The organism is Aliagarivorans taiwanensis DSM 22990, from assembly GCF_000429505.1.
Classification (GTDB): Bacteria; Pseudomonadota; Gammaproteobacteria; order Enterobacterales; family Celerinatantimonadaceae; genus Aliagarivorans; species Aliagarivorans taiwanensis.
The window spans coordinates 36,653-59,289 of sequence record NZ_AUBZ01000013.1 but is presented as its reverse complement, the minus strand read 5'-3'; the positions used below and the strand labels follow the sequence as shown (position 1 = coordinate 59,289).

At 54.6% G+C, this 22,637-nt stretch carries 16 protein-coding genes; 4 read left to right on the top strand and 12 right to left on the bottom strand.

The window, feature by feature from the left end:
• Window positions 1-20 precede the first annotated feature (20 nt).
• The 3 genes from clpX to tig all read right to left on the bottom strand — a co-directional run bounded on the left by clpX (window position 21) and on the right by tig (window position 3,416).
• Window positions 21-1,298 carry an ATP-dependent protease ATP-binding subunit ClpX gene (gene clpX, locus G462_RS0108890; protein ID WP_026958689.1) on the bottom strand — a complete coding sequence of 426 codons (1,278 nt, stop codon included), beginning with the start codon at window positions 1,296-1,298 and terminating at the stop codon, window positions 21-23.
• Window positions 1,299-1,407: 109 nt separating this feature from the next.
• Window positions 1,408-2,025: an ATP-dependent Clp endopeptidase proteolytic subunit ClpP gene (clpP, locus tag G462_RS0108885; RefSeq protein ID WP_026958688.1), complete on the bottom strand. Its 618-nt coding sequence runs from the start codon at window positions 2,023-2,025 to the stop codon at window positions 1,408-1,410.
• 92 nt (window positions 2,026-2,117) lie between these two features.
• Window positions 2,118-3,416 carry a trigger factor gene (tig, locus tag G462_RS0108880; RefSeq protein WP_026958687.1) on the bottom strand — a complete coding sequence of 433 codons (1,299 nt, stop codon included), beginning with the start codon at window positions 3,414-3,416 and terminating at the stop codon, window positions 2,118-2,120.
• 798 nt (window positions 3,417-4,214) lie between these two features.
• Here tig and G462_RS0108870 point away from each other — a divergent pair.
• Window positions 4,215-5,483: an L-lactate MFS transporter gene (locus G462_RS0108870; RefSeq protein WP_026958686.1), complete on the top strand. Its 1,269-nt coding sequence runs from the start codon at window positions 4,215-4,217 to the stop codon at window positions 5,481-5,483.
• A 227-nt stretch (window positions 5,484-5,710) separates the two neighbouring features.
• On the opposite strand, the gene G462_RS0108865 is transcribed toward G462_RS0108870, so the two are convergent.
• Both G462_RS0108865 and G462_RS22235 read right to left on the bottom strand, forming a co-directional pair.
• A complete protein-coding gene (locus G462_RS0108865; protein WP_026958685.1) occupies window positions 5,711-6,460 on the bottom strand; it encodes a potassium channel family protein in 750 nt (249 codons plus the stop codon).
• A gap of 26 nt (window positions 6,461-6,486) precedes the next feature.
• Window positions 6,487-7,662 (bottom strand): patatin-like phospholipase family protein, encoded by a 1,176-nt coding sequence (locus tag G462_RS22235; RefSeq protein ID WP_051326633.1) that lies wholly within the window; start codon window positions 7,660-7,662, stop codon window positions 6,487-6,489.
• A gap of 408 nt (window positions 7,663-8,070) precedes the next feature.
• On the opposite strand from G462_RS22235, the gene G462_RS0108855 reads away from it, so the two are divergent.
• Window positions 8,071-8,601 carry an acyloxyacyl hydrolase gene (locus tag G462_RS0108855; protein ID WP_169720154.1) on the top strand — a complete coding sequence of 177 codons (531 nt, stop codon included), beginning with the start codon at window positions 8,071-8,073 and terminating at the stop codon, window positions 8,599-8,601.
• A 29-nt stretch (window positions 8,602-8,630) separates the two neighbouring features.
• Here G462_RS0108855 and G462_RS0108850 read toward each other — a convergent pair whose 3' ends face one another.
• The 4 genes from G462_RS0108850 to G462_RS0108835 form a co-directional block, all read right to left on the bottom strand.
• Complete coding sequence (locus G462_RS0108850; protein ID WP_026958683.1) at window positions 8,631-10,124, bottom strand: sensor histidine kinase; 1,494 nt, start codon at window positions 10,122-10,124, stop codon at window positions 8,631-8,633.
• Window positions 10,111-10,809 (bottom strand): response regulator transcription factor, encoded by a 699-nt coding sequence (locus G462_RS0108845; RefSeq protein ID WP_026958682.1) that lies wholly within the window; start codon window positions 10,807-10,809, stop codon window positions 10,111-10,113. The genes G462_RS0108850 and G462_RS0108845 overlap by 14 nt, the downstream gene beginning before the upstream one ends.
• A gap of 192 nt (window positions 10,810-11,001) precedes the next feature.
• Window positions 11,002-11,619 (bottom strand): spondin domain-containing protein, encoded by a 618-nt coding sequence (locus G462_RS22230; RefSeq protein WP_051326632.1) that lies wholly within the window; start codon window positions 11,617-11,619, stop codon window positions 11,002-11,004.
• A gap of 6 nt (window positions 11,620-11,625) precedes the next feature.
• Window positions 11,626-12,318, bottom strand: coding sequence for a spondin domain-containing protein (locus tag G462_RS0108835; RefSeq protein ID WP_026958681.1), 693 nt, complete (start codon window positions 12,316-12,318; stop codon window positions 11,626-11,628).
• Between the two features lie 289 nt (window positions 12,319-12,607).
• Here G462_RS0108835 and G462_RS23890 point away from each other — a divergent pair, with 289 nt between their 5' ends.
• Both G462_RS23890 and G462_RS22225 read left to right on the top strand, forming a co-directional pair.
• On the top strand, window positions 12,608-12,823 hold the full coding sequence (locus G462_RS23890; RefSeq protein ID WP_051326631.1) for a lamin tail domain-containing protein: 216 nt from the start codon (window positions 12,608-12,610) through the stop codon (window positions 12,821-12,823).
• A gap of 4 nt (window positions 12,824-12,827) precedes the next feature.
• Window positions 12,828-15,635 (top strand): ExeM/NucH family extracellular endonuclease, encoded by a 2,808-nt coding sequence (locus G462_RS22225; RefSeq protein ID WP_051326630.1) that lies wholly within the window; start codon window positions 12,828-12,830, stop codon window positions 15,633-15,635.
• Between the two features lie 51 nt (window positions 15,636-15,686).
• Here the strand turns inward: G462_RS22225 and G462_RS25050 are convergent, their stop codons facing one another.
• The 3 genes from G462_RS25050 to G462_RS0108815 form a co-directional block, all read right to left on the bottom strand.
• A complete protein-coding gene (locus tag G462_RS25050; protein WP_084404993.1) occupies window positions 15,687-16,217 on the bottom strand; it encodes a type II secretion system protein in 531 nt (176 codons plus the stop codon).
• Between the two features lie 226 nt (window positions 16,218-16,443).
• On the bottom strand, window positions 16,444-17,613 hold the full coding sequence (locus G462_RS0108820) for a toxic anion resistance protein (RefSeq protein WP_084404992.1): 1,170 nt from the start codon (window positions 17,611-17,613) through the stop codon (window positions 16,444-16,446).
• Window positions 17,614-17,680: 67 nt separating this feature from the next.
• Window positions 17,681-22,594, bottom strand: a complete 4,914-nt coding sequence (locus G462_RS0108815) for a DNA repair ATPase (protein WP_026958679.1) — start codon at window positions 22,592-22,594, stop codon at window positions 17,681-17,683.
• Window positions 22,595-22,637 lie beyond the last annotated feature (43 nt).

The window sequence follows — 22,637 nt, the reverse complement described above, 5'->3', positions numbered from 1 at the left end:
GCTCAACGATCGACTAGAACTTACTCAGAGCCGGTCGCCTTATCTTCGTTGGTGTAGATAAGGATTGGGTCGCTCTCGCCTTGGATAACCGCTTGGTCGATAACCATCTTGCTGACGTTGTCCATCGATGGCAGCTCGTACATGGTATCCAGCAGTACCGCTTCAACGATAGAGCGCAGGCCACGGGCACCGGTCTTACGTTCCATGGCTTTAGCAGCAATCGCACGTAGCGCGTCTTCGCGGAACTCCAACTCAGTCTCTTCCAGCTTGAATAATGCACCGTATTGCTTGGTCAGTGCGTTCTTCGGCTCGCTCAAGATCTGAATCAGCGCGTCTTCGTCCAGCTCAGTCAGGGTAGCTACAACAGGCAGACGACCGATGAACTCAGGGATAAGACCGTATTTCACCAGATCTTCTGGCTCAACCTTGGCAAAGGTTTCGCTCAAGCTGTTCTTGTCTGACTCGCTGCGCACTTCAGCGCCAAAGCCAATACCAGTACCGGTTGCCGCGCGCTGCTCAATCACTTTATCCAGGCCGGCAAAGGCACCGCCACAGATAAACAGGATCTTAGAGGTATCTACCTGCAAGAACTCTTGCTGAGGATGCTTACGTCCACCTTGCGGCGGTACAGAAGCAACGGTACCTTCGATCAGCTTGAGAAGCGCTTGCTGCACACCTTCACCGCTTACATCGCGAGTGATAGACGGGTTATCAGACTTGCGAGAAATCTTGTCGATCTCATCGATGTAGACAATACCTCGCTGGGCTTTCTCTACGTCGTAGTCGCATTTCTGTAGCAGCTTCTGGATGATGTTTTCTACGTCTTCGCCCACATAACCGGCTTCGGTCAGGGTGGTCGCATCGGCCATGGTGAACGGTACGTCCAACAGACGAGCCATGGTTTCAGCCAGCAGGGTTTTACCGCTACCAGTTGGACCAATCAGCAGGATGTTACTCTTGCCAAGCTCGATTCCATCGGCCTTATCGCCGTTGCGCAGACGCTTGTAGTGGTTGTACACAACCACTGCCAACACCTTCTTGGCGTGCTCTTGTCCGATGACGTAGTCATCGAGGTGGGCACGGATCTCTTTCGGTGTTGGTAGCGCGTTGCCGTCTTTCTTAGGAGAAATTTCCTTTACTTCTTCACGAATAATGTCGTTACACAGTTCGACACACTCATCGCAAATATAAACGGAAGGACCTGCAATCAGCTTTCTCACTTCATGCTGGCTTTTACCGCAGAATGAGCAATAGAGCAGTTTACTGCTCTCCCCATCACCCTTGCGCTTATCTGTCATTCGCTAACCTCAATATGCTTTATGTGCCGTGTTTACTTTCAAGTTTACGCCAAGCGCTCAATATTGCTACGCGAGATTTCAACACAGCAGACCGTCGCAACACTAAATCCTATTCGCGACGCAGAAATACTTCGTCAACTATACCATAGGCCTTGGCTTCTTCGGCGGTCATGTAGTTGTCACGGTCGGTATCTTTGGCGATGGTATCCAGTTTTTGCCCGGTATGTGACGCCAGAAGCTCGTTCATGCGTTGACGAGTTTTGATAATTTCGTTGGCGTGGATCTCGATGTCCGACGCCTGGCCTTGGTAGCCACCCAGCGGTTGGTGAATCATCACCTTGGCATTAGGCAGACAGTAACGCTTGCCCTCTGCACCACCGGCCAACAAGAAAGCACCCATGCTTGCCGCCATACCCATGCACACAGTGCTGACGTTCGGCTTGATAAACTGCATGGTGTCGTAGATCGCCATACCGGCGCTAATCGAGCCGCCCGGCGAGTTGATGTAAAGGAAGATATCTTTCTCGGGGTTTTCCGACTCAAGAAACAGTAGCTGGGCTACGATCAGGTTGGCCATTTGGTCTTCAACCGGGCCGGTCAAGAAAATCAGTCGCTCTTTTAGCAGACGCGAGTAAATATCATACGAGCGCTCGCCCTTAGACGTTTGCTCTACCACCATGGGAACTAAGGCGGCCATCGGATCAAATGAGTTATCTTTATTTAACATTTACTGCTCTCTTCCTTAAAAAAATGGCTCGTATGGGAACATACGAGCCATTATATCCAAGATTAGTGGAAATAAGTCAAATAAGGACTTACTTACGCACCTTGGTTGTTCATGATTTCATCAAAAGCAACAGAAGTTTCGGTTACTTTTGCTTGAGCCTTAACGAATTCAATCGCTTGCTCTTCAAGAACGACGTTGCGAACGTTGTTCATCAACTCTTCGTTCTTCGCGTAGTACTCAACTACTTCACTTGGATCTTCGTAGGCAGAAGCCATGGTTTCGATGTGAGCTTTAACTTTCTCGTCGTCAGCTTTCAGTTCGTTAACCTTGATTACTTCGCCCAGTAGCAGACCTACACGTACACGACGCTCAGCTTGCTCGCTGAACAGCTCAGCTGGCAGCTCAGGTGCTTTGCTCGCATCGCCACCGAAGCGTTGTAGCGCTTGCTGACGCAGTTGCTCAACTTCTTGGTCGATCAGTGCTTTTGGCACGTCAACTGGGTTTTGCTCAAGCAGGCCAGAGATAACTTGCTCTTTAACGCCAGTCTTCAGAGTTTGCTCTAGCTCGCGTTCCATGTTCTTGCGGATTTCAGCTTTCAGCTCATCCAGCTCACCGGTAGCGATACCGAACAGTTTAACGAACTCTTCGTTAACTTCGGCCAGCTCAGGCTTCTCTACTTTGTTTACCTTGATTTCGAAGGTAGCAGCTTTACCTTTCAGGGCTTCAGCGTGGTAATCTTCTGGGAAGGTTACGTCGATAGTGAATTCTTCTTTCACTTTCTTGCCCATCAGGCCATCTTCGAAGCCAGGGATCATGCGGCCAGCGCCCATGGTCAGGTCGAAGCCTTCAGCTTTACCGCCTTCGAACTCAACGCCATCTACTTTACCCAGGAAGTCCAGGTTTACGCGGAAGTCGTCTTTGATCATGCCCTTGGTTTCTTTCCAAGTCGCTTGCTGCTTACGCAAAGTGTCGATCATGTTGTCAACGTCTTTGTCTTGCACTTCAGCAGTCTTTTGCTCAACTTCGATTGCGTCCAGACCTTTCACTTCAACTTCTGGGAACACTTCGAAAGTGGCAGTGAAGTTGAACTCGTCTTCTTTACGCTCACCGATTTCCAGAGCAGGCGCACCGGCTGGGTTCAGTTTCTCTTGGATGATCGCTTCGTAGAAAGCACGCTGCATAGCTTGGCCTTCAACGTCTTGGCGAATAGCAGCACCGTAACGCTTCTTGATTACAGAAACTGGAACCTTGCCTGGACGGAAGCCATCGATGCGAGCACGCTTTGACTCTTGCTTAAGCGCTTGCTCTACTTGCTTGTCGATTTCGGTAGCGTCGATAGAAATCGCAACGCGACGCTCCAAACCTTGAGTTGTTTCTACTGAAACCTGCATTTTTTTACCTCGGTTGTAGTCGGGCTTGCCCGACTCGATTTGCTAACCAATGGGAAAGCAGCCGCCGCTGTGGCGACCCACTAAATCCTTGTCTGGGTGTTACCCATAATTTGAAAACGCCGCATTATAGCTGCGCTTTTTGGCAAGGTCGAGACTCTGGAGTGTAATCCCTGCGGAATTGACGAAAAAGCGTGAGCTTTTTGCGAAAATACGCGCTACAACCGCCTTTTAGCGGCACTAAGGTAAGCACCTGCTAGCGCTCTTCGCTTGAAAACGCCGCACCTAATAGCACACGTTGCTGCAAACTTGAGCGATGAAACGCGGGCTTAAGGGCGAGACTCGCCAGAAAGCGTTGTCAGCATAATTAGTCATGGACAAAAATTGATGTGACGCAAGGTAAGCGCAGTTCACCCAAATAATTTGTCAGCGAAGATTGGAATCTCACCTCTTTAGGAGCAGAATACGCCCCTATAAATAAGTGGGGCCATAGGATCGACTATCGCCCGAGCTTGTTGCAGTCCCTTCGTAGGTAATACTCCTGCCGCACTGCCCGCGACGTCGCTAGTTTGACCATCTACCTTCGCCTTGGCGAATAGGTATGCATTCATGTTGCTTTGTTCGCGCGTTCACTGCGGCTTGGCGCTGCACTGTTCTCGGTCGACAGGCCCTCGAAAATGCGTCGTTTACGCGCGTTTCAGAGCTCATCACGGAAGATATACCGCTTATTCAATCGGGCACATGGGTCGACAAGGCAACAACCGAATATGGTTTCAATCTTGACTAGGTATGCATTCCACTATGAATGAGCAAAAAATCAAAAACCGCTGGCTGATCGCACTGTGCGCAGTGGCAATCCACATCTCTATCGGATCTGTTTACGCCTGGAGCGTATTCTCCAACCCACTGATGGAGCTTCTCGGCAAAGACTCACAGCAGATCGGCTTGACCTTTGGTATTGCCATCTTCTTCTTGGGTACCTCGGCTGCAGTGATGGGCCAGGTTGTAGAGAAACACGGCCCTCGTTTTACCGGCACCTTTGCTGCTTGCTTCTTTGGCGCAGGTATAGCAGGTGCAGGCTTTGCTACCAGTATTGAAAGCCTGTACCTACTTTACTTTAGCTATGGCGTAATCGGCGGTATTGGTCTGGGTATGGGCTATGTGACCCCAGTATCAACCTTGATCAAGTGGTTCCCTGACCGTCGTGGTCTGGCGACTGGCCTGGCAATTATGGGCTTTGGTTTCGCCGCGATGATTGCCAGCCCGGTGATTCAGCTTTTGATTGAGAGCCATGGCGTATCGGCCACCTTTAAAATCATGGGCGGCTGCTACTTTGTGGTTATGATTTTGGCAGCAAGCTATCTGGAGCGCCCTCCTGTGGGTTGGAAGCCAGCCGGTATGCTAGAAAACGAGCAAGCGGCCAAGAAAGAAGGCAAGCAAGCCACTGGCGATCTGAGCCAACAGAACGCAAACGATGCGATCCGTACCCCACAATTCTGGGGCCTGTGGCTAATGCTATTCATCAACATTACTTGCGGTCTGTCTATCCTTTATGCCGCCTCGCCAATGGCGCAGGAGATTGCAGGCCTGAGCGCGATGGAAGCGGCTGCTATGGTAGGCGTAATTGGCGTGCTAAACGGCTTGGGTCGTCTGCTTTGGTCGACTGGCTCTGATTACCTGGGTCGCCCAAACACCTTCCTGGCGTTCTTCTCGATTCAGATTGTGGCCTTCTTGCTACTGCCGATGATGACCGATGCGATTATGTTCCAGCTGCTGGTGTTCATCGTTATCACCTGTTACGGCGGCGGCTTCTCTTGCCTGCCGGTATACATCGGTGACCTGTTCGGTACCAAACAGCTTGGCGCCATCCATGGTTACATCCTAACTGCATGGGCAATGGCCGGTGTGGTTGGCCCTAGCCTGTCATCTTACGTGCGCGAGCAGACCGGTAGCTACACCATGACCATGTATATCTTGGTTGGCCTACTGTCGGTTGCCTTGGCCATCGCGATTGTGATGAAGGCTTACGTGGTTCGCACCCAACGTGCGCTGCAACAAGCGATTGCTTAAGACTTTCGCTGGTTAAGCAAAAACGCCCCAATTGGGGCGTTTTTTGTATCTGCATGTTTTGAGCGCTACGCACTGGGGGCGTTAACCAATCTGGATAAGTTAATGATCAGGTATTGCGCAGGGAAAATCATTGAGGACGAGGAGGCGCTTGCCGTAACTAGTGGACTAATTACAAAAGCGTTGACGCTGTCATCAATGATTTTAACCAGCAAGAATGAGGGTGCAACTCACTTGTTCCGACCCAAGCGCCTTAGCTCCTCCAAGATTTGCTTCTGGCTGCGCTCTAAGCGCTCTAACCGGGTTAATAGCTCACGTTCATGGGCGTTGCGGCTGGCACTCATCATCAGCGATGTCACATAAGCGGTAAACGCACCGAACACCGATACGCCTGCCAAAATCACGATGCTGGCTACCGCCCGCCCGGCCATCGATGTGGGCACATAATCGCCATAACCCACGGTAGAGAGTGTCACCACGCTCCACCAGATGATATCGGCGGCACCTTCAAAAGGGCTGTTAGGATCGGGGATCTCAACCAGCACCATCACCAGTGTGCTGGCCGTAATCGCCAGCAACACCCCAAGCACCGCCAGGGCTAGGGTAATCTCTAAGGGCTCGTCCTGAATCTCTTCCAGCGCCCGATGATGGCGACGAAACACCGAGATGACTCGCCAGATCTGCAGCAGGCGCAGTGGCCGGGTAACTTCTAGCATCGGAATGGAGGCGATAACATCAATCCAGCGCTCTTTGAGATAACTGCGCTTGTGCGGCGCAGTAAACAAGCCCCAAAACCAATGCAACAGCAACACCGAGCAAATCAGCGTATCCAGCCCAAGCACCGCGCGGTGGAACTCATTATCGCGATCGCCAGTCAGCGACACCAAACCACCCAGCACCAACAACAAAGAGAGAAAGGCCATCGCAACGTCCATCGCGCCAATCGCCCGGTGGTTGTCTGGATGATGAGGAACGTGCATTTAAATCAACACCTTAAGAGAAATCGCTACTCGTTAATAAATAGCTCCGGTAAGGCTAGGCTGTCAAACTCCGGCACCTCGTCGCGCCACACCTGATGACCGATGGTACGTGAATAGCCGTATTGGAAAAGCTTGGCCATATACTGCTCGTCAAAGGGCCGCCCATCGCGGGGCTTTTCGTTAAAATCAACGTCGATAAACGCAAGCTTAAAGTCCATGCCAGCATCTTGGCTTTGTTGGTAGATGCGCAGCACATCCCCCCTACCCTGATACTTAATCAAGGTTAGAATCGAGCGAACGGTAAGGGCAGATAGACTGATGGGCACTTGTTGCCATTTAGGTACGAACTCATCGTTGCGGATCACATATACCCGCCGCTCACGCTCCCCCATCACGCCACTGACCGATGAAAAGTCCCACGAATCAGGGAACAGAAACACCTGACGGCTAATTCCACCATCGACGTGTACTTCATCAAACGTCTGCCCATCATGCTCCACCTCAAACTGAACGGCAGGAAACACCCCGGGGATGGACGAGGAGGCAATAACAATGTCTTCGAATAAGCGCTGAGCTTCTGGGGTACCCAAGGACGCAATCTTACCCATGTCCCAGATAACCAAGCGCTGAGTCTCGAGGTTAGTAGTACCGATAAACAGCATTCGGCCTTCGCTATAGGCATCGCTCACCGCGTCCATCACCTCGTTACTGATGGTTTCACGCACCAACTCCTCAAAGCCTTGGGTGTTTAATAGCGAGGCTTGCGAAAGGATGGACCAAAAGCGCACACGGTAAAGCTGATCATCCCCCACGCCGGTATAAAACTCTTCCAGCAGATAGTCATATTCCGAGCCCAAGTAAGCAAACACCGAAATAATTGCCCCGGTGCTTATCCCGGTAACCACATTAAACGTCGGCCGAGTCCCCAAATCAGACCAGGCATTCAACACCCCGGCACCAAAAGCCCCGCCCGTACCACCGCCCGACAAAGCCAAGTAGTTGGCAGGCTTAAGCTCCCCTTCCTCATCGAACATCAGCCCAGAGGCGTCTTGGCGCGCCCAAATACCCTCCAGCTCAATCAACTTATGCAGAAAGTCGTCTTCATCGCCCCAAAATCGCAGCGATTCTCCATGAGGGAGAGCGACTGAGCTGACCAAGGGTTGAGGGAGCTGGCGGTGAGTTGGGGCGCTGCAGCCAAGCAATGTTAATCCCCACAAAAAGCAGGTAACTTTTAGACAACTAGACATTTGATCGAGTGATTAAAAATTTAAACAATAAATAGCAGTAGGCTCTTCTCACTTGCAAGTAATATTAACCATCGACCTTAAAAAGGTAAGAAACCACATTCGATGTGAAAATAAAGCAGCCTCAAAGCTCGTTTTTGGTTGTTACTTAAGATTTTTTCTAAAAACACGATATAGTAGTCAGGCTAGTCAGCGATTGCTGCGCTAGCCTGAGCTCTCAATCAAACGCTGATTTATCCCATCAAAGTGGCACCAATGATCACTGTGGATCCATCAAAAGCGCCGAGCCAGAACAAGAAACACGGTAGATACAAGGCCTTCTGGCCAAAGACAAACTAACTGACAAGCAGAAACATGGAGGACGGCATGAGAACCATTGTGTTCGTGCTGTTGCTGTTACTATTACCACTTGCTTACGCTGGCCCTTTACCGGTGACACATGCTAAGCCAAGTCTGGTATATGAGTACGGCACGCCCGTATCAAGAGAAAGTGGTGAGTTATCGACCCACCGCATTGAGTACCAACATCCCTTCTATCAATTCGACAACTTCTCGCTCGACGTCACCGGCAGTGTCGGCACCTTAAGCGCTACGGCAGCTGAGTCGGCCACCTTTGGATCAGGCCTGGGATTTCGCTATATGCCTGCTTATGCCTGGCAGATCCGCATGTTTGGCGGTATCAGCTACCTTGAGGAGTATCGGCTGCAGGCCCGCACCGGGGAGTTCGAAGACTTTGGCGGCAACCTGCAATTTAACTACAACTTCGAGGTTAACTGGCTGGTGCCCATCGCTCAGGTGGTGGCGGGGTATCGTTTCCAACATATGTCGAATGCTGGGATCTACGATGCAAACCCACGCCTGAACACCCATAACCTGACACTGGCATGGCGTTTCTAGTACGCAACGTTTTTACTAACAAGCGAAAACTACACGGCGTTGAGCTGAAATACGAATGCACTCCCCTCACCTAAGCGGGAGTGCACGGTGATTTCGCTATGGTGCAGCTCTATCACCCGCTTAACGATGGCCAAGCCTAATCCACCATGGCTACGCTGATCGCTGACCTGATTGGCGGCGCGATAATGCGGGTCGAAGATATGCGGCAGATCGCTGGCAGGAATACCGCAGCCTTGATCCCTTACACACACCTGTACTTTGTCGCTGTCAGTGTCGCCTGTTACCTCCAGCGTTATCACGCCGCCTTTAAAGCTATGGCGAATGGCGTTCTCCAAGAGGTTAGTAAACACTCGCTCCAAGCGTTGTATATCGGCACTAACTAAGCGCTGCTGCGGCTCGGCCTTCACCGCTAGACTCACGCCTGCTTCTTCGGCTTGCAAGGCGAGCTTTTGCACCACATCGAAGGCCAGCTCAGCAACGTTCATCGGCTCAAGGTTCAGACTGGTATCGGCCGAGTCGAGATGGGCCAGCTCAAACAACTGCTCCACCAAGCGACTTGTGCGTTCGGCATTGGCCTGCGCCGTGGTGATAAGCTGGCAGGACTGCTGCTCATCGAGCTGTTGGTGTTTGAGCTGCCATGTCTCTAAGTAACCTTGCAAGGCCGCTAATGGGGTTCTTAGGTCATGGGAGACATAAGAGACCAGCTCACGGCGCAGCTGGTCGGTGTCTTTCACCTTTTGATACTGCTCCTGCAAGCTGGCGGCCAGTTGATGGAAGGCATCGCCTAGACCTTGGATCTCATCGCCCGATTCTGGTCGCCAGCGATTCTCGGGTAGCGCTGCCTGCTCTAACCCTTGGCGTTGGAACTGCTGCATCTCGTCATAGAGTTTGCGCAAGGGCCGGGTGAGAAAGGCAAACACCAGGCTTACCAACAGCAAGCTAAAGCCCAGAATACCAAGCAGCGCCAGCGAGCTTAGTTTGAGGATATGGCTGCCCTGCAAAAGCTGCGCAACGTCATCGTAGATCTCGCCGCCGATAATCACATACAGATATGCCACCAACTGCTGTTGGCTGTTGCGGATTTCGGCCACCGAGAAGATCTTTTGCTTGGTCAAGGATCGCGGGTCATCGCCCACTATCGGCATCGCCTGATCGCCACTTAAGAAGGTTTGGATTGGGGCTAGGTCTACCTGCTGGCGTTTTATCTTGTCGGCCTTGGCCGAGTAGGTCACCAGATCCCCTTGCGGGCTGAGGATGTAAAACTCAAAGCTGGGGCCGAGGATCATCATAGTATGAAAGGCATGGGTGATGGCGGCGTGATTAAGTTCGCCATCGCGATAGAGGTCGCTCTCTTTTACTAGATAGGCCGCCAAGTCCAGATGCAGCTTCTGCTCCACTTCGTTTTGGTAGTCCATAGAGACCTTGTGACCCAAGCCGAGCAGCAGCCCCCCCACCAACGTGAAGCAGCCCAATACCGCTAGCACCAGCTTGCTATAAAACGGACGAAACTTAGTGAAGCTCATTAAACTTGTACCCCACGCCCCATACGGTCAGCACCCATTGTGGGTTCGACGGGTCATGCTCAAGCTTAGTGCGCAAACGGTTGATATGGGAGTTCACGGTGTGCTCGTAGCCGCTATGGCTGTAGCCCCAAACCTGATCGAGCAGTGCCGCCCGGCTAAACACCTGCCCCGGCTTGGATGCCAGATGAAACAGCAGGTCAAACTCGGTGGAAGTGAGCTCAACCGGGTCACTCTCCAAATGCACCTGACGCCGCTCCGGGTCAATCTGCAAGGCGCCGAACTGCAAGCTAGGGCTGGCAGCCTCAGGTTGCTTGAGCATCTGAACACGACGCAGCATCGCCTTTACCCTCGCCTGCAGCTCTCGCACGCTAAAAGGCTTGGTCAGGTAGTCATCCGCGCCCATCTCCAAACCGACGATGCGGTCGGCCTCCGAGTCGCGTGCAGTGAGCATTAAGATAGGCGTGATAGAGCGCTCGGCGCGCAATTGGCGGCATACATCCAACCCATCCATCAGCGGCAAGGTGAGATCGAGAATGATCAAATCAAAGCTGCTACCGCAAGCCAGTTGAAACCCGCGCTGGCCATCGCGGCAGCTTTCAACCTGATACATCTGATCTTGCAGATTCATGGTAATCAGTTGATTGATATCGGCATCATCTTCTATCACCAGTATCCGTTGACTCATCATCCCTCCTAGATGGCTTAACGAAAGCTATACGTCCCCAATTAAACTGAACAGCGGGCACTGATACTGCTGGCCCGCTTTTATGCTCAATACAACCTGCTCAATACAACAATAGCTTAGTTGATACGCGTTACGACCACTGAGCCTGCTCGGTTGTTGATGCGGTGTTGTGGCAACAGCACCGAGTCAGCATCATCGGCTTGGGATACCACACCCGGGTGGCGGCTGACCGCATCCGCCACATCGTCGCGCGGCGTTGTAGCCCTCGCCTCCATCAGCAGGACCGGGGATACTGCCAACTGCTTCCGAATTAAATTCGGTGCCCGCATCATAGATGGGTAGGTTTAGCTGCATGCTCTCGCCCACCTCCAGGCCGCTCACATCGATTTGCATCACGCCAGTGAAGGCGTCGTTGGTGTTCACCAGCATGGTGGCAACCGATAACAGCAAACCCGATTTCAGCTCTGCTTGCAGGCTCAGCTCATCGCTGTTGCCCGGCATCAGCACCATTTCCGTACTGGCAACGGCGTATTGATCGGCCAGCGCCGTCATCAGTTGGCTGTTATTGCCCCCCTCCGCCATCACTTCTAGCGCCACAGAGGCCGGCTGACCAAGTTGCCAGAGCATCGCGCTATCGTTATGTAGCGCAGCGAGTACCGGAGAGAACGGCTGGGCTGCAGTGTTATTGTGCACGGTTAGCATGTACTCGGCTGTGGTGACAACAGGGTCATCATCGTCGCCACAGGCGGCTAGCCCGAGCACCGCCACACCGAGCACGGCGGCTTTGATTGCTGTGAGTTTATTCATCATCGCCCCCTACTTAACCACAACCACAACTTTGGCGACCGGATTCAGCCAACGGTGTACCCGGCTGTTCACATCACTGATGCCGCCATCGGGATCGGTATCGCCAACGTTACCGGGGTGGATATGCACTCGGTCGTTCACTTCCGTTGCAATCACACCGGTGGCATTCTCGCCGCCCATACCACTTGGGTTAGCAGGGATACCCGGTACACCACTGGCGCCACCGCCGTTGATGATCTCATCGTTGGCCTCGGTACCGGCATCGTAGCCGTTGAGGTACAAGGTATAGGTGCCCGGGGTTTCCGGAATGCTCCACGAATCCAGCCCGACAAAGCCATCGTTGGTGGGCAGCAACATTGCAACGATGGTCAGTTGCGTGTTCTCTCCGGTATCCCAATCGCTGATCATGGTGCTGCCGTTGGCCATCAACAGGCCTTCAGCCGGGTTTGCCACGCTGTAGGCGCCAATGCTATCGGCCAAGGTATTCAGCCCGCTGATGTCGCCACCTTCGGCCATGGCTTGCAGCTCGGGAGATGCCGATTCGCCCAGACGGAACAGGTAGCTGTCACTGCTGTGCGCAGTCACTAGCAGGGGGGTAAAGGTAATCGCCTGCGTCAGGTTACTAACGGTTACGTCGATGGTGGCAGCGTGAGTAAATCCGGCCACAGCGATCAGCGGTAGTGCGGCGAGTGTGCGTTTCATGGTTCTCTCCTTGAAGGGTGATGGTTTAATCACTCTCAAGGCTAGGTAGCGGATATCCCGACAGGTTCACGAAGTTATCACGTTTTTATCACGACCCGATTTGTTGTTAGGGTATACGAGCGAGCAGCCACATTGTCGGCCCCGCTATCTGGTCATCAAAGCTTCACTCTTTTGTCTTAAAAATCCTTGTTTTCTGTCACTTAGCGCATCCACACTGGATTGCCTAGGCAGTCTATCCACTGCCGTTTTTGCGTTTGCAACACCGCTACTTTCAACAAGGACGTTAACTATGAAACTGATCCCCTGGCTATTGGCAGCAAGTGCTGCAAGTAGCCCACTTCACGCCGACGTATTATTTAGCGAGTACGTCGAAGGCAGCAGCTTTAACAAAGCGCTGGAGATTGCCAACTATGGCGACAGCAGCGTAGACCTAAGCGGCTACGAGGTAAGACTGTTCTCCAACGGCGCCAACCCAAGAGCTAAGCGGCTCGCTGGCCGCCGGTGAAACCTTGGTATTAGTCAACAACCAAGGCGTGATCGGCAATCACGACAACGCGGTTATCCCCGCCGGTATTGGCAGCGCCTCCAGTGTGGTGAACTTTAACGGCGACGATGCCGTTGGCTTGTTTTTTAATGGTGTGTTGGTCGACCGAATCGGTCAGATCGGCGTGCGTCAGGTCTGGACCGGTGGCGGTGGCAGCACCAAAGATATGACGCTGCGCCGCATCACCGGCAGCGATGCAGACAACAACAACGAGTCGGAATTCAACCTGGCAGCACGCTGGTTTAACTTCGCCCAAAACACCGTTGATGGCCTCGGCTGTATCGGCGTGGATGCCTGCTCTAACGATGGTTCTGGTGGCGATGGCTCTGGCGATGGCGGCGGCGAACCCACCGACCCTGAGCTGGTACTTGGCCTCTGTGGCGAAGACAGCACCCCCATTCACGCGCTACGCGGCCAGCAAGGTGGTAGCTTGTCAAACGCGCAAGCCATGCTAGGCCAACGCGTCGTGGTCGAAGCGGTTGTGGTTGGCGACTTCCAAGGCGTGGGCGACAACTATCAGCTATCGGGCTTCTTCTTACAGCATGCCGATGCCAACCAAGATAGTGACGATGCTACATCCGAAGGCGTGTTCGTCTACCACTTCCGTGATGCAGTCAACCTAGGCGAGCGCGTGCGCGTGTTGGCAACCTTCGACAGCTACAGCGGCGGCTATCAACTGACCAGCGTTGAAGGGCTGAGCGTATGTGGCGAAGAGCCACTACCGAGCGCCACGCCCATCACCCTGCCATTGGCGGACACCGATTTGGGACACTTGGAAGGTATGCGCGTCAGCCTGCCACAAACCCTGCACGCCACTCCACGCTACAACTTCAACCGCTACGGTGAGACGGTGCTGTCCTTGGGTAAACGCTACAAGTCTACCCAGCTTTATCCTGCGGGCACTCCGGAGGCTTTCGCAGTGGCTGAGGCCAATATCCTCAACCGCTTGTTGCTAGACGATGGGGTAAGCGCCCAGAACCCACCAGAGATCAGCTACTTCCCTCAGCTATCCGCCGAGCTAAGCCTGCGTGCGGGTAGCGAGGTCAGCGGTGTTGAAGGCGTGCTCAACTATGCCTTTAGCGCCTACCGCGTTCAGTCCACCTCACAGCCGAACTTTATCGACGCCAACCCGCGCAGCGCCGAGCCTCAGCTCGTTTATGAAGGGAACGGTCAAGGCACCCTTAAAGTAGCTAGCTTCAACGTACTCAACTTCTTCACCGACCTCGATTTGGGCGAAGACCTCTACCGCGGCGCCAATACCGCCGAAGAGTTTGAACGCCAGCGCGCCAAACTGGTTGCCGCCTTGGTTGCTATGGACGCAGACATCGTCGGCCTGGTGGAGATCCAAAACAACGGCTTTAGCGACGACAGCGCCATTGCCAACTTGGTTGATGCGGTGAACGCAGAACTGAGCGAGCAGCAACACTACGCGTTTGTCGCGCCAGCAGCTGGTCTGGTGGGTAACGATGCCATCGCCGTGGGCCTTATCTACCGCCCAGCAGTGGTAGCAACCGCCGGCGAGGCTGAGCTGCTGGAGGCCTACCCCTTCGATGCCGCCACCGCTAAACACCGGGTACCGCTTATCCAGCGTTTTGAAGTGCTAGCCAGCGGCGAGCAGCTTAGCGTTGCCGTCAACCACTTCAAATCGAAAGGCTCCTGCTGTGACGCACTGGGCGACCCGGATATGAACGACGGCCAAGGTAACTGTAACGGCCAGCGAGTACTGGCAGCGCAAACCCTTAGCGGATACTTCGATGAGCAAACTCAGGTGCTGCTGATGGGCGATTTCAACGCCTACGCCAAAGAAGACCCGATGCTGACCTTTGAAGCTGCGGGCTTCACCAACGTGGTACCGCTGTTCGAGCAAGGCAGCTACTCCTACTACTTCGACGAAGAAGCCGGCAGCCTCGATCACGCCTTGGCCGATTCTGCCTTGCTAAGCCGGGTAGTGGCCGCCACCGACTGGCATATCAACGCCGACGAGCCACGTGGGCTGGACTACAACACCGAGTACAAAACCGAGCAACAAATCGTCGACTACTACGCCCCGAGCGCCTATCGCGCCTCAGACCACGACCCTGTGGTACTGGCACTGGATATGCGCAGCGCAGGCCGCATCGAGGTAGCGCCCTCGCTGACCATCGTCGAAGGCGAAACCGCAGAGCTGGTGTTCCAGCGCAGCGGCGGCAGCTTTGGTGAAGTGGTGATCAGCTACCAAATCGTGGCTGACAGCGCCGATGAGAGCGATCTGCCACTGCTGTCAGGCGAGTTGGTTTGGGGCGATGGTGACCAAAGCCCTTACACGCTCAATATTGGCGCATACAGCGACTCGCTTATTGAAGAGCAAGAGCGCGCCGAGCTTGAGCTGCGCGTGGTATCAGGGAGTGCGAAACTCGCTGAGCAGGAAGTCGACCTGCTGATTGAAGACAGCACCCCACTGGCGGTGAACTTCCCGGCCACAGAGTTTGTGTTCGACGAAGGTGCTCGCCGCATCCAGATCCCGGTTGAGCTCAATGGCCCAGCCAACGAGCGCACCCGAGTGTGGGCTCTGATCCTGCCCGGCTCCGCCTCTTGGCGTGACTACCGCGCCGCGCCCATCCAACTGTTAAGCTGGCGCGAAGGCGAATCGGGTAGCCGCTATCTGAACGCGCGCATCCGCGATGATCGCCGGGTAGAAAGTGAGGAAAGCTTCCATGTCTACCTGCTATGGTCGCGCGGCGCCGAGCTAGGCGCGCAAAGCTATGCCGAAGTGATCATTAGCGACAACGACTAGTCCCGAGCTATCACTGCTACACGCCGCTCAATCCATTAGCGGGCGGCGCGTTTAGTTACACCCTTCCCCCAACCATTGCCCACAGGTTGTCACGCTGCCATCAAGCGAGTTGTAGTAGATCCCTAAATCGGCCTGACCGCGCCCCGACTCATCGCCACCGGCTCGGTAGATATAGGTGCAGGCGCTTCCCCCCGCCCGACGGTAACTTTGGTAATCGGCGCTCGCGTTGTTAATTGCACTAGGCGAATCGTTCATCAAGTAGTTCCACAACTGATAGCACCCCGCAGCACCACGACCAACATTGTCGTTGCCGCTACCTTTGTTGGTACCTATTGGCCAGCCAAGGCTACTCATATCTATGGTGCCATCAAGGTCTTGTATCCGACCGGGCGCCCCTTCGGTTTGCCATTTTAAATGCGCACTGTCGAGCGCCGCTTCGAAGGCCTCGGCGGTGGCTTGATTAGCATTGATTTGGGCGTCGCGGGAGAACGAAAGAAAACGTGGCAGGGCAAACACGGCAATAACCCCAAGTATCACCACCACCACGGTCAGCTCTACCATGGTAAAGCCCTTGCTAGGCATGTATCGCAGCGCAACATGGCTAGGGGCAGAGCGGACAAGGTGGCATCAACAAACACCTACTGGCGTATAAGGCAATGCCCTCAGTTTAGTAATAACTTGCATTATATTGAAGAGAAACAGGCGTGGGCTAACACGCCTGTCGGCAGGTGCCCAATGACGATTCTCGACATTGAGCCTGTTGGAAACGCGACTTGCAGTGGTGCTTGACGCGATAAGCTGCAGCGCCTTAGCCCTGCTCCATCCCTTCGCGCAGTGCATCTTTAAGCTCTTGCTCGGATTTTTGCAGCACCAGCTCGGCCTGGCGGCGTTGCTCTTGTCCTTGCTTCATCCGGGTCAAGGTATTGTTCAGAGTCTCAATGGTGACCTTGTTAACATGCTCAAGCGCTTCGACATCCAGCACGCCGCGTTGATAGTTCTCGGCCAGCTGCTCTTCGAGATACTTCAGCTTATCGGCATTCTCTTTGTACTGCTGGTTGGTGTAGTCCTTGATTACCTTGGTGACCTTGAGCGCCTTCTCTTTCTCGTAGTTGGACACCGCAATCACAAACTGGCGCTTCCACAGTGGGAAGGTGCTGTGCACGATATCTTGAATATCCTCCATCAGGATCTTATTGCCTTCCTGAGACAGGCGGATCTGCGGGGCGGCTTGAATCGCGGTCAAGCGGGTGATCTCAAGATTGTGCACGCGTTTCTCGAGGCGGGCCGAGGCTTGCAACGCATCCCGGTAGTGCTGGGCATCCAAGGCATCGCCGGTTTTGTCGGCGGTGGCCTTGAACGCGGGTAGCTCATCTTGCTGCATCCGGCTCAGGCGCAGCTTACCGGCGGCGATATACACATCCAGCTGTTCCAGCAAGCTGAGGTTTTCCTGATACAAGCCATCGAGGCGCTGCAGGTCGTAGGCCAGCTTGGTTTGATGGCCCTCTAGCCCCTTCGCGAGCTTGTCGAGCTTGTCTTTGATTGAATCAAAGCTGTCCACAAACTTATTGAAGGTGTTGAACATCTCGCCAATGATGGGCAGGCGCTCCAGCAGGCTCTGCTTACCCAGCTCACCGAACTGAGAGCCACTCATCGACTGCACCATGCTCTCGAGCAAAGTGCCCGCTTCGCCGGCATCGGTGGTCTTCACCTCCGAGAGCACCTTATCGGAGAAGTCGGTAATGCTTTGAAGCGCTGGCTGGCCAAAGCTGATGGTCGACACGCTGTTGTAGGGGTCAATCCCACTGGCCATCTCAATCACGCGACTGTCACTGACATCCACACGGCTGAGGGCGCTATCACTCTGGCCAAGCGATGGCTCGGCAATCGTCGCGTTCTCGGCACCCACGATCGGTGCTTGGCGTGCTGCCGAGGTAAGTTGATCCGGGGCATGTTGTTCCGGGGTATGTTGTTCGCTCATAACGATCCCTAACTATCTGTGGCTGGCAATAAAACAAGGGCGGCGCTTATACACGCCGCCCATGGATTTACACCAGCTCCTGTTCTCCAGAGAACTGCTTGGCGACCTTGCCAATACTCTGATTAATGGAATAAAGCTGCTGAACCACTTGGGCAGCGCGGTCCTCGCTATCCCCCAGCTCTTGCTTCTGTGAATAACGCGCCTTGATCTCCTGCCAACGCAGCGCCTTGTCACCGTCGAGGACACCGCGCAACTCATCGAGTTTAAGCAGGTTCTCTTCGGTGCCGGCGGTCAAGGTTTGCGACTCGCCCTGATAGTGGTCCTGAATCAAGGTTTGCAGCTCATCTTCGGTCATCACCGCAGACACCTTCTCCGACAACTTGTTCATGTTGCGGTAGGAGCCCTGTAACTTGAACGGCGGCTCGGTGCGATACTCGTCGGCGGTGGCCGCCGAGGCGATGTACTGCTGATTCACCCTTAACACCGTTTGCTGTACCACCAATAGCTTCTGCAACACCGCCACGATTTCGTTGGCTTCGGTGGCAGAGTATGGGTGGCTCAGGTCGCTCAAGGCTACCTTGTCGCCTTGTGCCATGGCGATCAGCTTGTACAGGTCATTCAAATCACGGGTCGCCAGCGGTGCCAGGATCGGATTTGAAGTCAGCGAGTTCTCGACAAACGACAGCTCGAAGGCCTGCTTCTGGTCTGACAGCATATCACCCAGGTTGTAGATATCGGCACGGTTAGCCAACATATCGGGGATCTGGAACATCTCACCGGTTTCGGTGTAAGGGTTACCGGCCATCACGACGCCAAAGCGCTTGCCGCGCATGTCATAGGTCTTGGTCTGGCCCTTCCAGCTACCCTCAATGCGACGGGTACCGTCACACAGCGAGATAAACTTCTGCAAGAACTCAGGGTTGGTATGCTGAATATCATCGAGGTAGAGCAGCACGTTGTTGCCCATCTCGAAGGCCATATTGATCTTCTCAATCTCGCGGGCGGCGTTTTGGTCTGGCGCATCGCTGGGGTCAAGCGAGGTGGCTTGATGACCAATCGATGGGCCATTCACCTTCATAAATACCAGTCCCAGCTTGTGGGCGACATATTCAATCAGGGTGGTCTTACCGTAACCCGGTGGCGAGATCAGCAGTAGCATGCCCATCAAGTCGGTACGCTTGCTATCGCCCAGCGTGCCCATCTGCTTGGCCAAGTTGTCACCAATCAGCGGCAGGTAGCTCTCGGAGATCAGCATATTGCGCACAAACGAGGTCAGCGGACGCGCCTTAAACTCATCAAGACGCAGGTTGGCCTTGGTGCTATTCAGTAGCTCAGAGCGTTGCTGCAGGTAGGCCTCGTAGTTGGGGATGGTATCGCTATGGTGATGGCCACAGCGCCCCAAAAACTCGTCCAGCACCATGCTCAGCGAGCCCTGCTCCACCAAGCGGTGATCGCCCAGCAAGTCGTTCACCTCAACCTGCAAGGAGAAGTCCAGCGCCACAAAGTTGATGCCCTGACACTCTTGCAAGGTGGCCAGCAGCGCCGCTTCTGCCACAAAGGCCTGTGCTTGCGGCTGATGCTTGGCGCTATAGGCTGCCAACCATTGAGCATGGGACTGGTACTCGTGGATATCCACCAGCCCAGTAGCCCGCCAACCGAGGCCGCGGCGGAACGACAGATAGCTGTCCTTCAGCTCTTGGGCATCGCGTCCACACTCCACCTCCAGCATGCCGGCATCGGCCTGGCGCGCCAGTAGCCGAACCAGATACTCGCAGGTATTGCGGATATCGGCGCCGTCAATGGCGCTTACCTCACCAGCCAAGCGCTCACACAGCGCATCAAAGGCAGCATGGGCATTGAGATGTTCTTTGAGTAGCGCAGCGTTGTGGGCGTGTTGGTACCACTCGCTGCGCGCCTCGCCATCTAGCTGGCTCAACCACAACAGCGCACTGGCACGCTCTAACTGGCCAAAGCGCAGCAGCCCGGCTTGTTGAAAGCACGGCAAGATAGCACGGAGGATCTTCTCGGCATCATGGTCATGCACGCCTTTCACGTAGCCTTCGCGGTAGCGCGGCGCGGCAAATTTTTGGATAAGCTTGGCCAACTGGCCATCTTTATGCGCCTGCTCCAACAGCGTCATCGACAGCTCATTCTCCTGACGCTGAGCGCTTTGCAGCACCGAGTAAGCCAGGTATTCGGCGCGATACAGCTCGGGCGTCTCCGAGGTGACATCCAGCTGGGCGTATTGCTGCAGCTTGAGGAACTCGGGGTTATCCACCGCTTCGTAGTATTCGGTACCGGTGATGTGCAGGCTTAGCTCGCCTTGGCGATTGACCATACTCAGGTCCAGCGCCTGCTGGTTAACACTGAAACGGTGCTTACCAAGGCGCAGCACCTTGCCGCCCTCTTCAAAGATATCTTTGTTGTCACGCAGCGCGCGCAGGGCCTGATCTTGGGCAGCCTTTAGCTTGGCGTCCAATGCATCGGCTTTAACGCTATCGCCGAGCTGGCGGATATCGCCCACCAGCTGCTGCAGCTTAAGCACCATGGCGTCGGTGGCAAAGTAGCTACTCAGCTCAGCCGGGTCTTCAAAGCGACTAAGCCGCTTGTCGATGCTCTTGAAGGTGACTTCAGCGGCTTGGTTGAGGTTTTGCACCCGGCGTTGCTGGGCGCTGATCAGCTGCTGCTTATGGCCTTCCAGGCTGGATTGGATCTCTTCGCGCTTAGCGTAGATCTCGCCTAGGAACTCATCGAAGTCGGCAAAGCGCGACTCCAGCTTGTCCACCAAGCCCACCAGTTTGGCCATCTGCTCATCACACTGAGCGGGGGTACTGGCCTGCTCCATGGCGCTGCTGACCGCTTGCCCCAGTAGCTTAAATTGGGCACTGAACTCCGCCTTGGCTTCGTTGCCGCGCAGCGCTTGTTGGCGCTGGCGCAAACGCGCCGACGTGGCGTTGAGCATGGCGCTGACCTCAGTGGTCAGATCGAGCATGCGGGTGGCTTGGGTCGGATCGTCGGTTTCAATCTCGGCCACCTCTTCGGTGACCAGACCCAGCTCGGTACGAACCGTGTCGCACTCTTCCTGTAACTTGGCCAGCTCGGTGGTTTTTTCCACCTCCGGCAGCTTGGCCTCAATGGCCTCGATACGCTTTTTGTAAGGCCGGTAGGATTTTTCGTCCTGCAGCAGGGTGACCAAACGCAGGTTCAATTGCTCGCGCTCGCCAGCCAGCTCATCGAGCATCGCTTGTACCGGCGGCATCGGCATATAGCGCAGCGCCTTGAGCTGCATCACCTTGCCAACTTCCGATTTAAGCGCGGCTAGTAGCGCCAACAGTGCGCTGGCCTCATCGCTCGGGGCCAGTTTGAGTTTACCCACCAGCTGCTTGACCGAGTCTTGCTGGGCGCTTAGCTCAACCACGGCGTGTTGCTGTAGCTGGCGCACCTTGGCGAACTCGTCGATGATCGCATCGGCGGTGCCCATCAGGCTGGTTACGGCATCGCCTAGCCCTTCGGTACGTGGATCGGCCAGCCAATCGTAGGTATCAAGGGTGGTTTGACAGACCTTAAGCAGGGCTTCGAAAGCGGCTTGTGACACCTCATCGCTGGAGGCCAGCTGACAGATGGTCAGCAACGATGACAGCGCCCGCACCAACTCGGCATTGCCCAGGTTGGAGATAAAGCTGTCGCCACCGCTTTTCTGGCTTTGTTGCTGCAAATAGTATTCAGCCACCGAGAACGGGGTTTGCCAGATCCGCAGTGGGTGAATGGTAGAGGCTTCGGCGTTCTCCGACACCCGGAACATCATCATCCGGCCGTCAGGATAGAGGCTGACGCCGTGGCTGGTCATCGGTGCGGTGAAGGACTTTTCAATTAGGTTGTAGATGTAGATGACGTAGTAGCCGGCATTCACATCGAAGAAGATGTAGACCTCATCTTCGCCATTCGGCGAGGACATCTTCTGGAAGAACTCCAGCCCCTGCCAATCGCCATCAAACTGCTTATGCTCACCACCAGACAGCACATAGCCCTTGGAGTAGAGCACGCCGTGCCCTTCCGGCAAGGCCTTAGCACTCACCGACAAGGCGTCGGCGCGCACCACCAGTTGATTGAGTGGGTTGTAGATAAAATAGCGCTGCGCTTTTTCGCGGTTGGGCAATACCCGAAGCACGATAAGATCACCCACCAAGGCATAGGCGATTTGTGCATCCGCCACGCTCTGGTGCGCATCTTCCACTGGCTCGCTGTAGATGCCCTTGCCTTCTTGGGTGTTGTTCTCAACCTTGATGGTTAGATCGCCACCGACACATTCGACAAACAGAGTATCTTGAATCGACACATGGGGATGGTCACCGGCGATATGGTCGTCGCGGGTGGTATCGATCCATTCAAAGTCGTGCTGCTGGGCAGCGCTAAGCTCCAATCGGCCTTGGCTGTCGAGGTAGACCACGCCGTCTTTGCGGATCTCAAAGCGAAATACCTTGCGGTCTTCTGCGCGCGAGCCGATCTGGAAAGCCAGATAAAGCATGCTTTCCTGACGGGAGATCTGCGACAGGCGGGCGTCTTTGTAATAGGTGAAGAGTTCGGTGAACTCATGGTTAAAGCGGGCATCGCTGAGGAAGGAGTCCTCGAGCTTGACCGGGTCGACTCGGTAGGTTCCTTCGTGGTCTTGCAGGGTATACAAGCCAAACACGTCACTCAGTGACGGGGTTGATTTGAGCCCAACATAGACTTGGTAACCAAACAGCAGCTGGCCATTCACTTGGGCCATATCCACCGGAATACAGCGGGTATCGGTCTGTACGTTGGCCTTGCCAACCAGTGCAATCTCGCTGCCGCCGAAGGTCTCTTGACGTTTGTGGTTAAACTGCTGAGCCAGCGACTTTAGCGTATCACCCTGCTGACCGAGGCGCGCCTTGAGCGTTTCGTAAGCTCCGCCTTCGCTGACGGCCTGATCAATAGAGTTGGATGTTGTATCAGTCACGTAATCGCATCCTTAGAGTGCCTGCCCTCAAGCGAGGACAGGC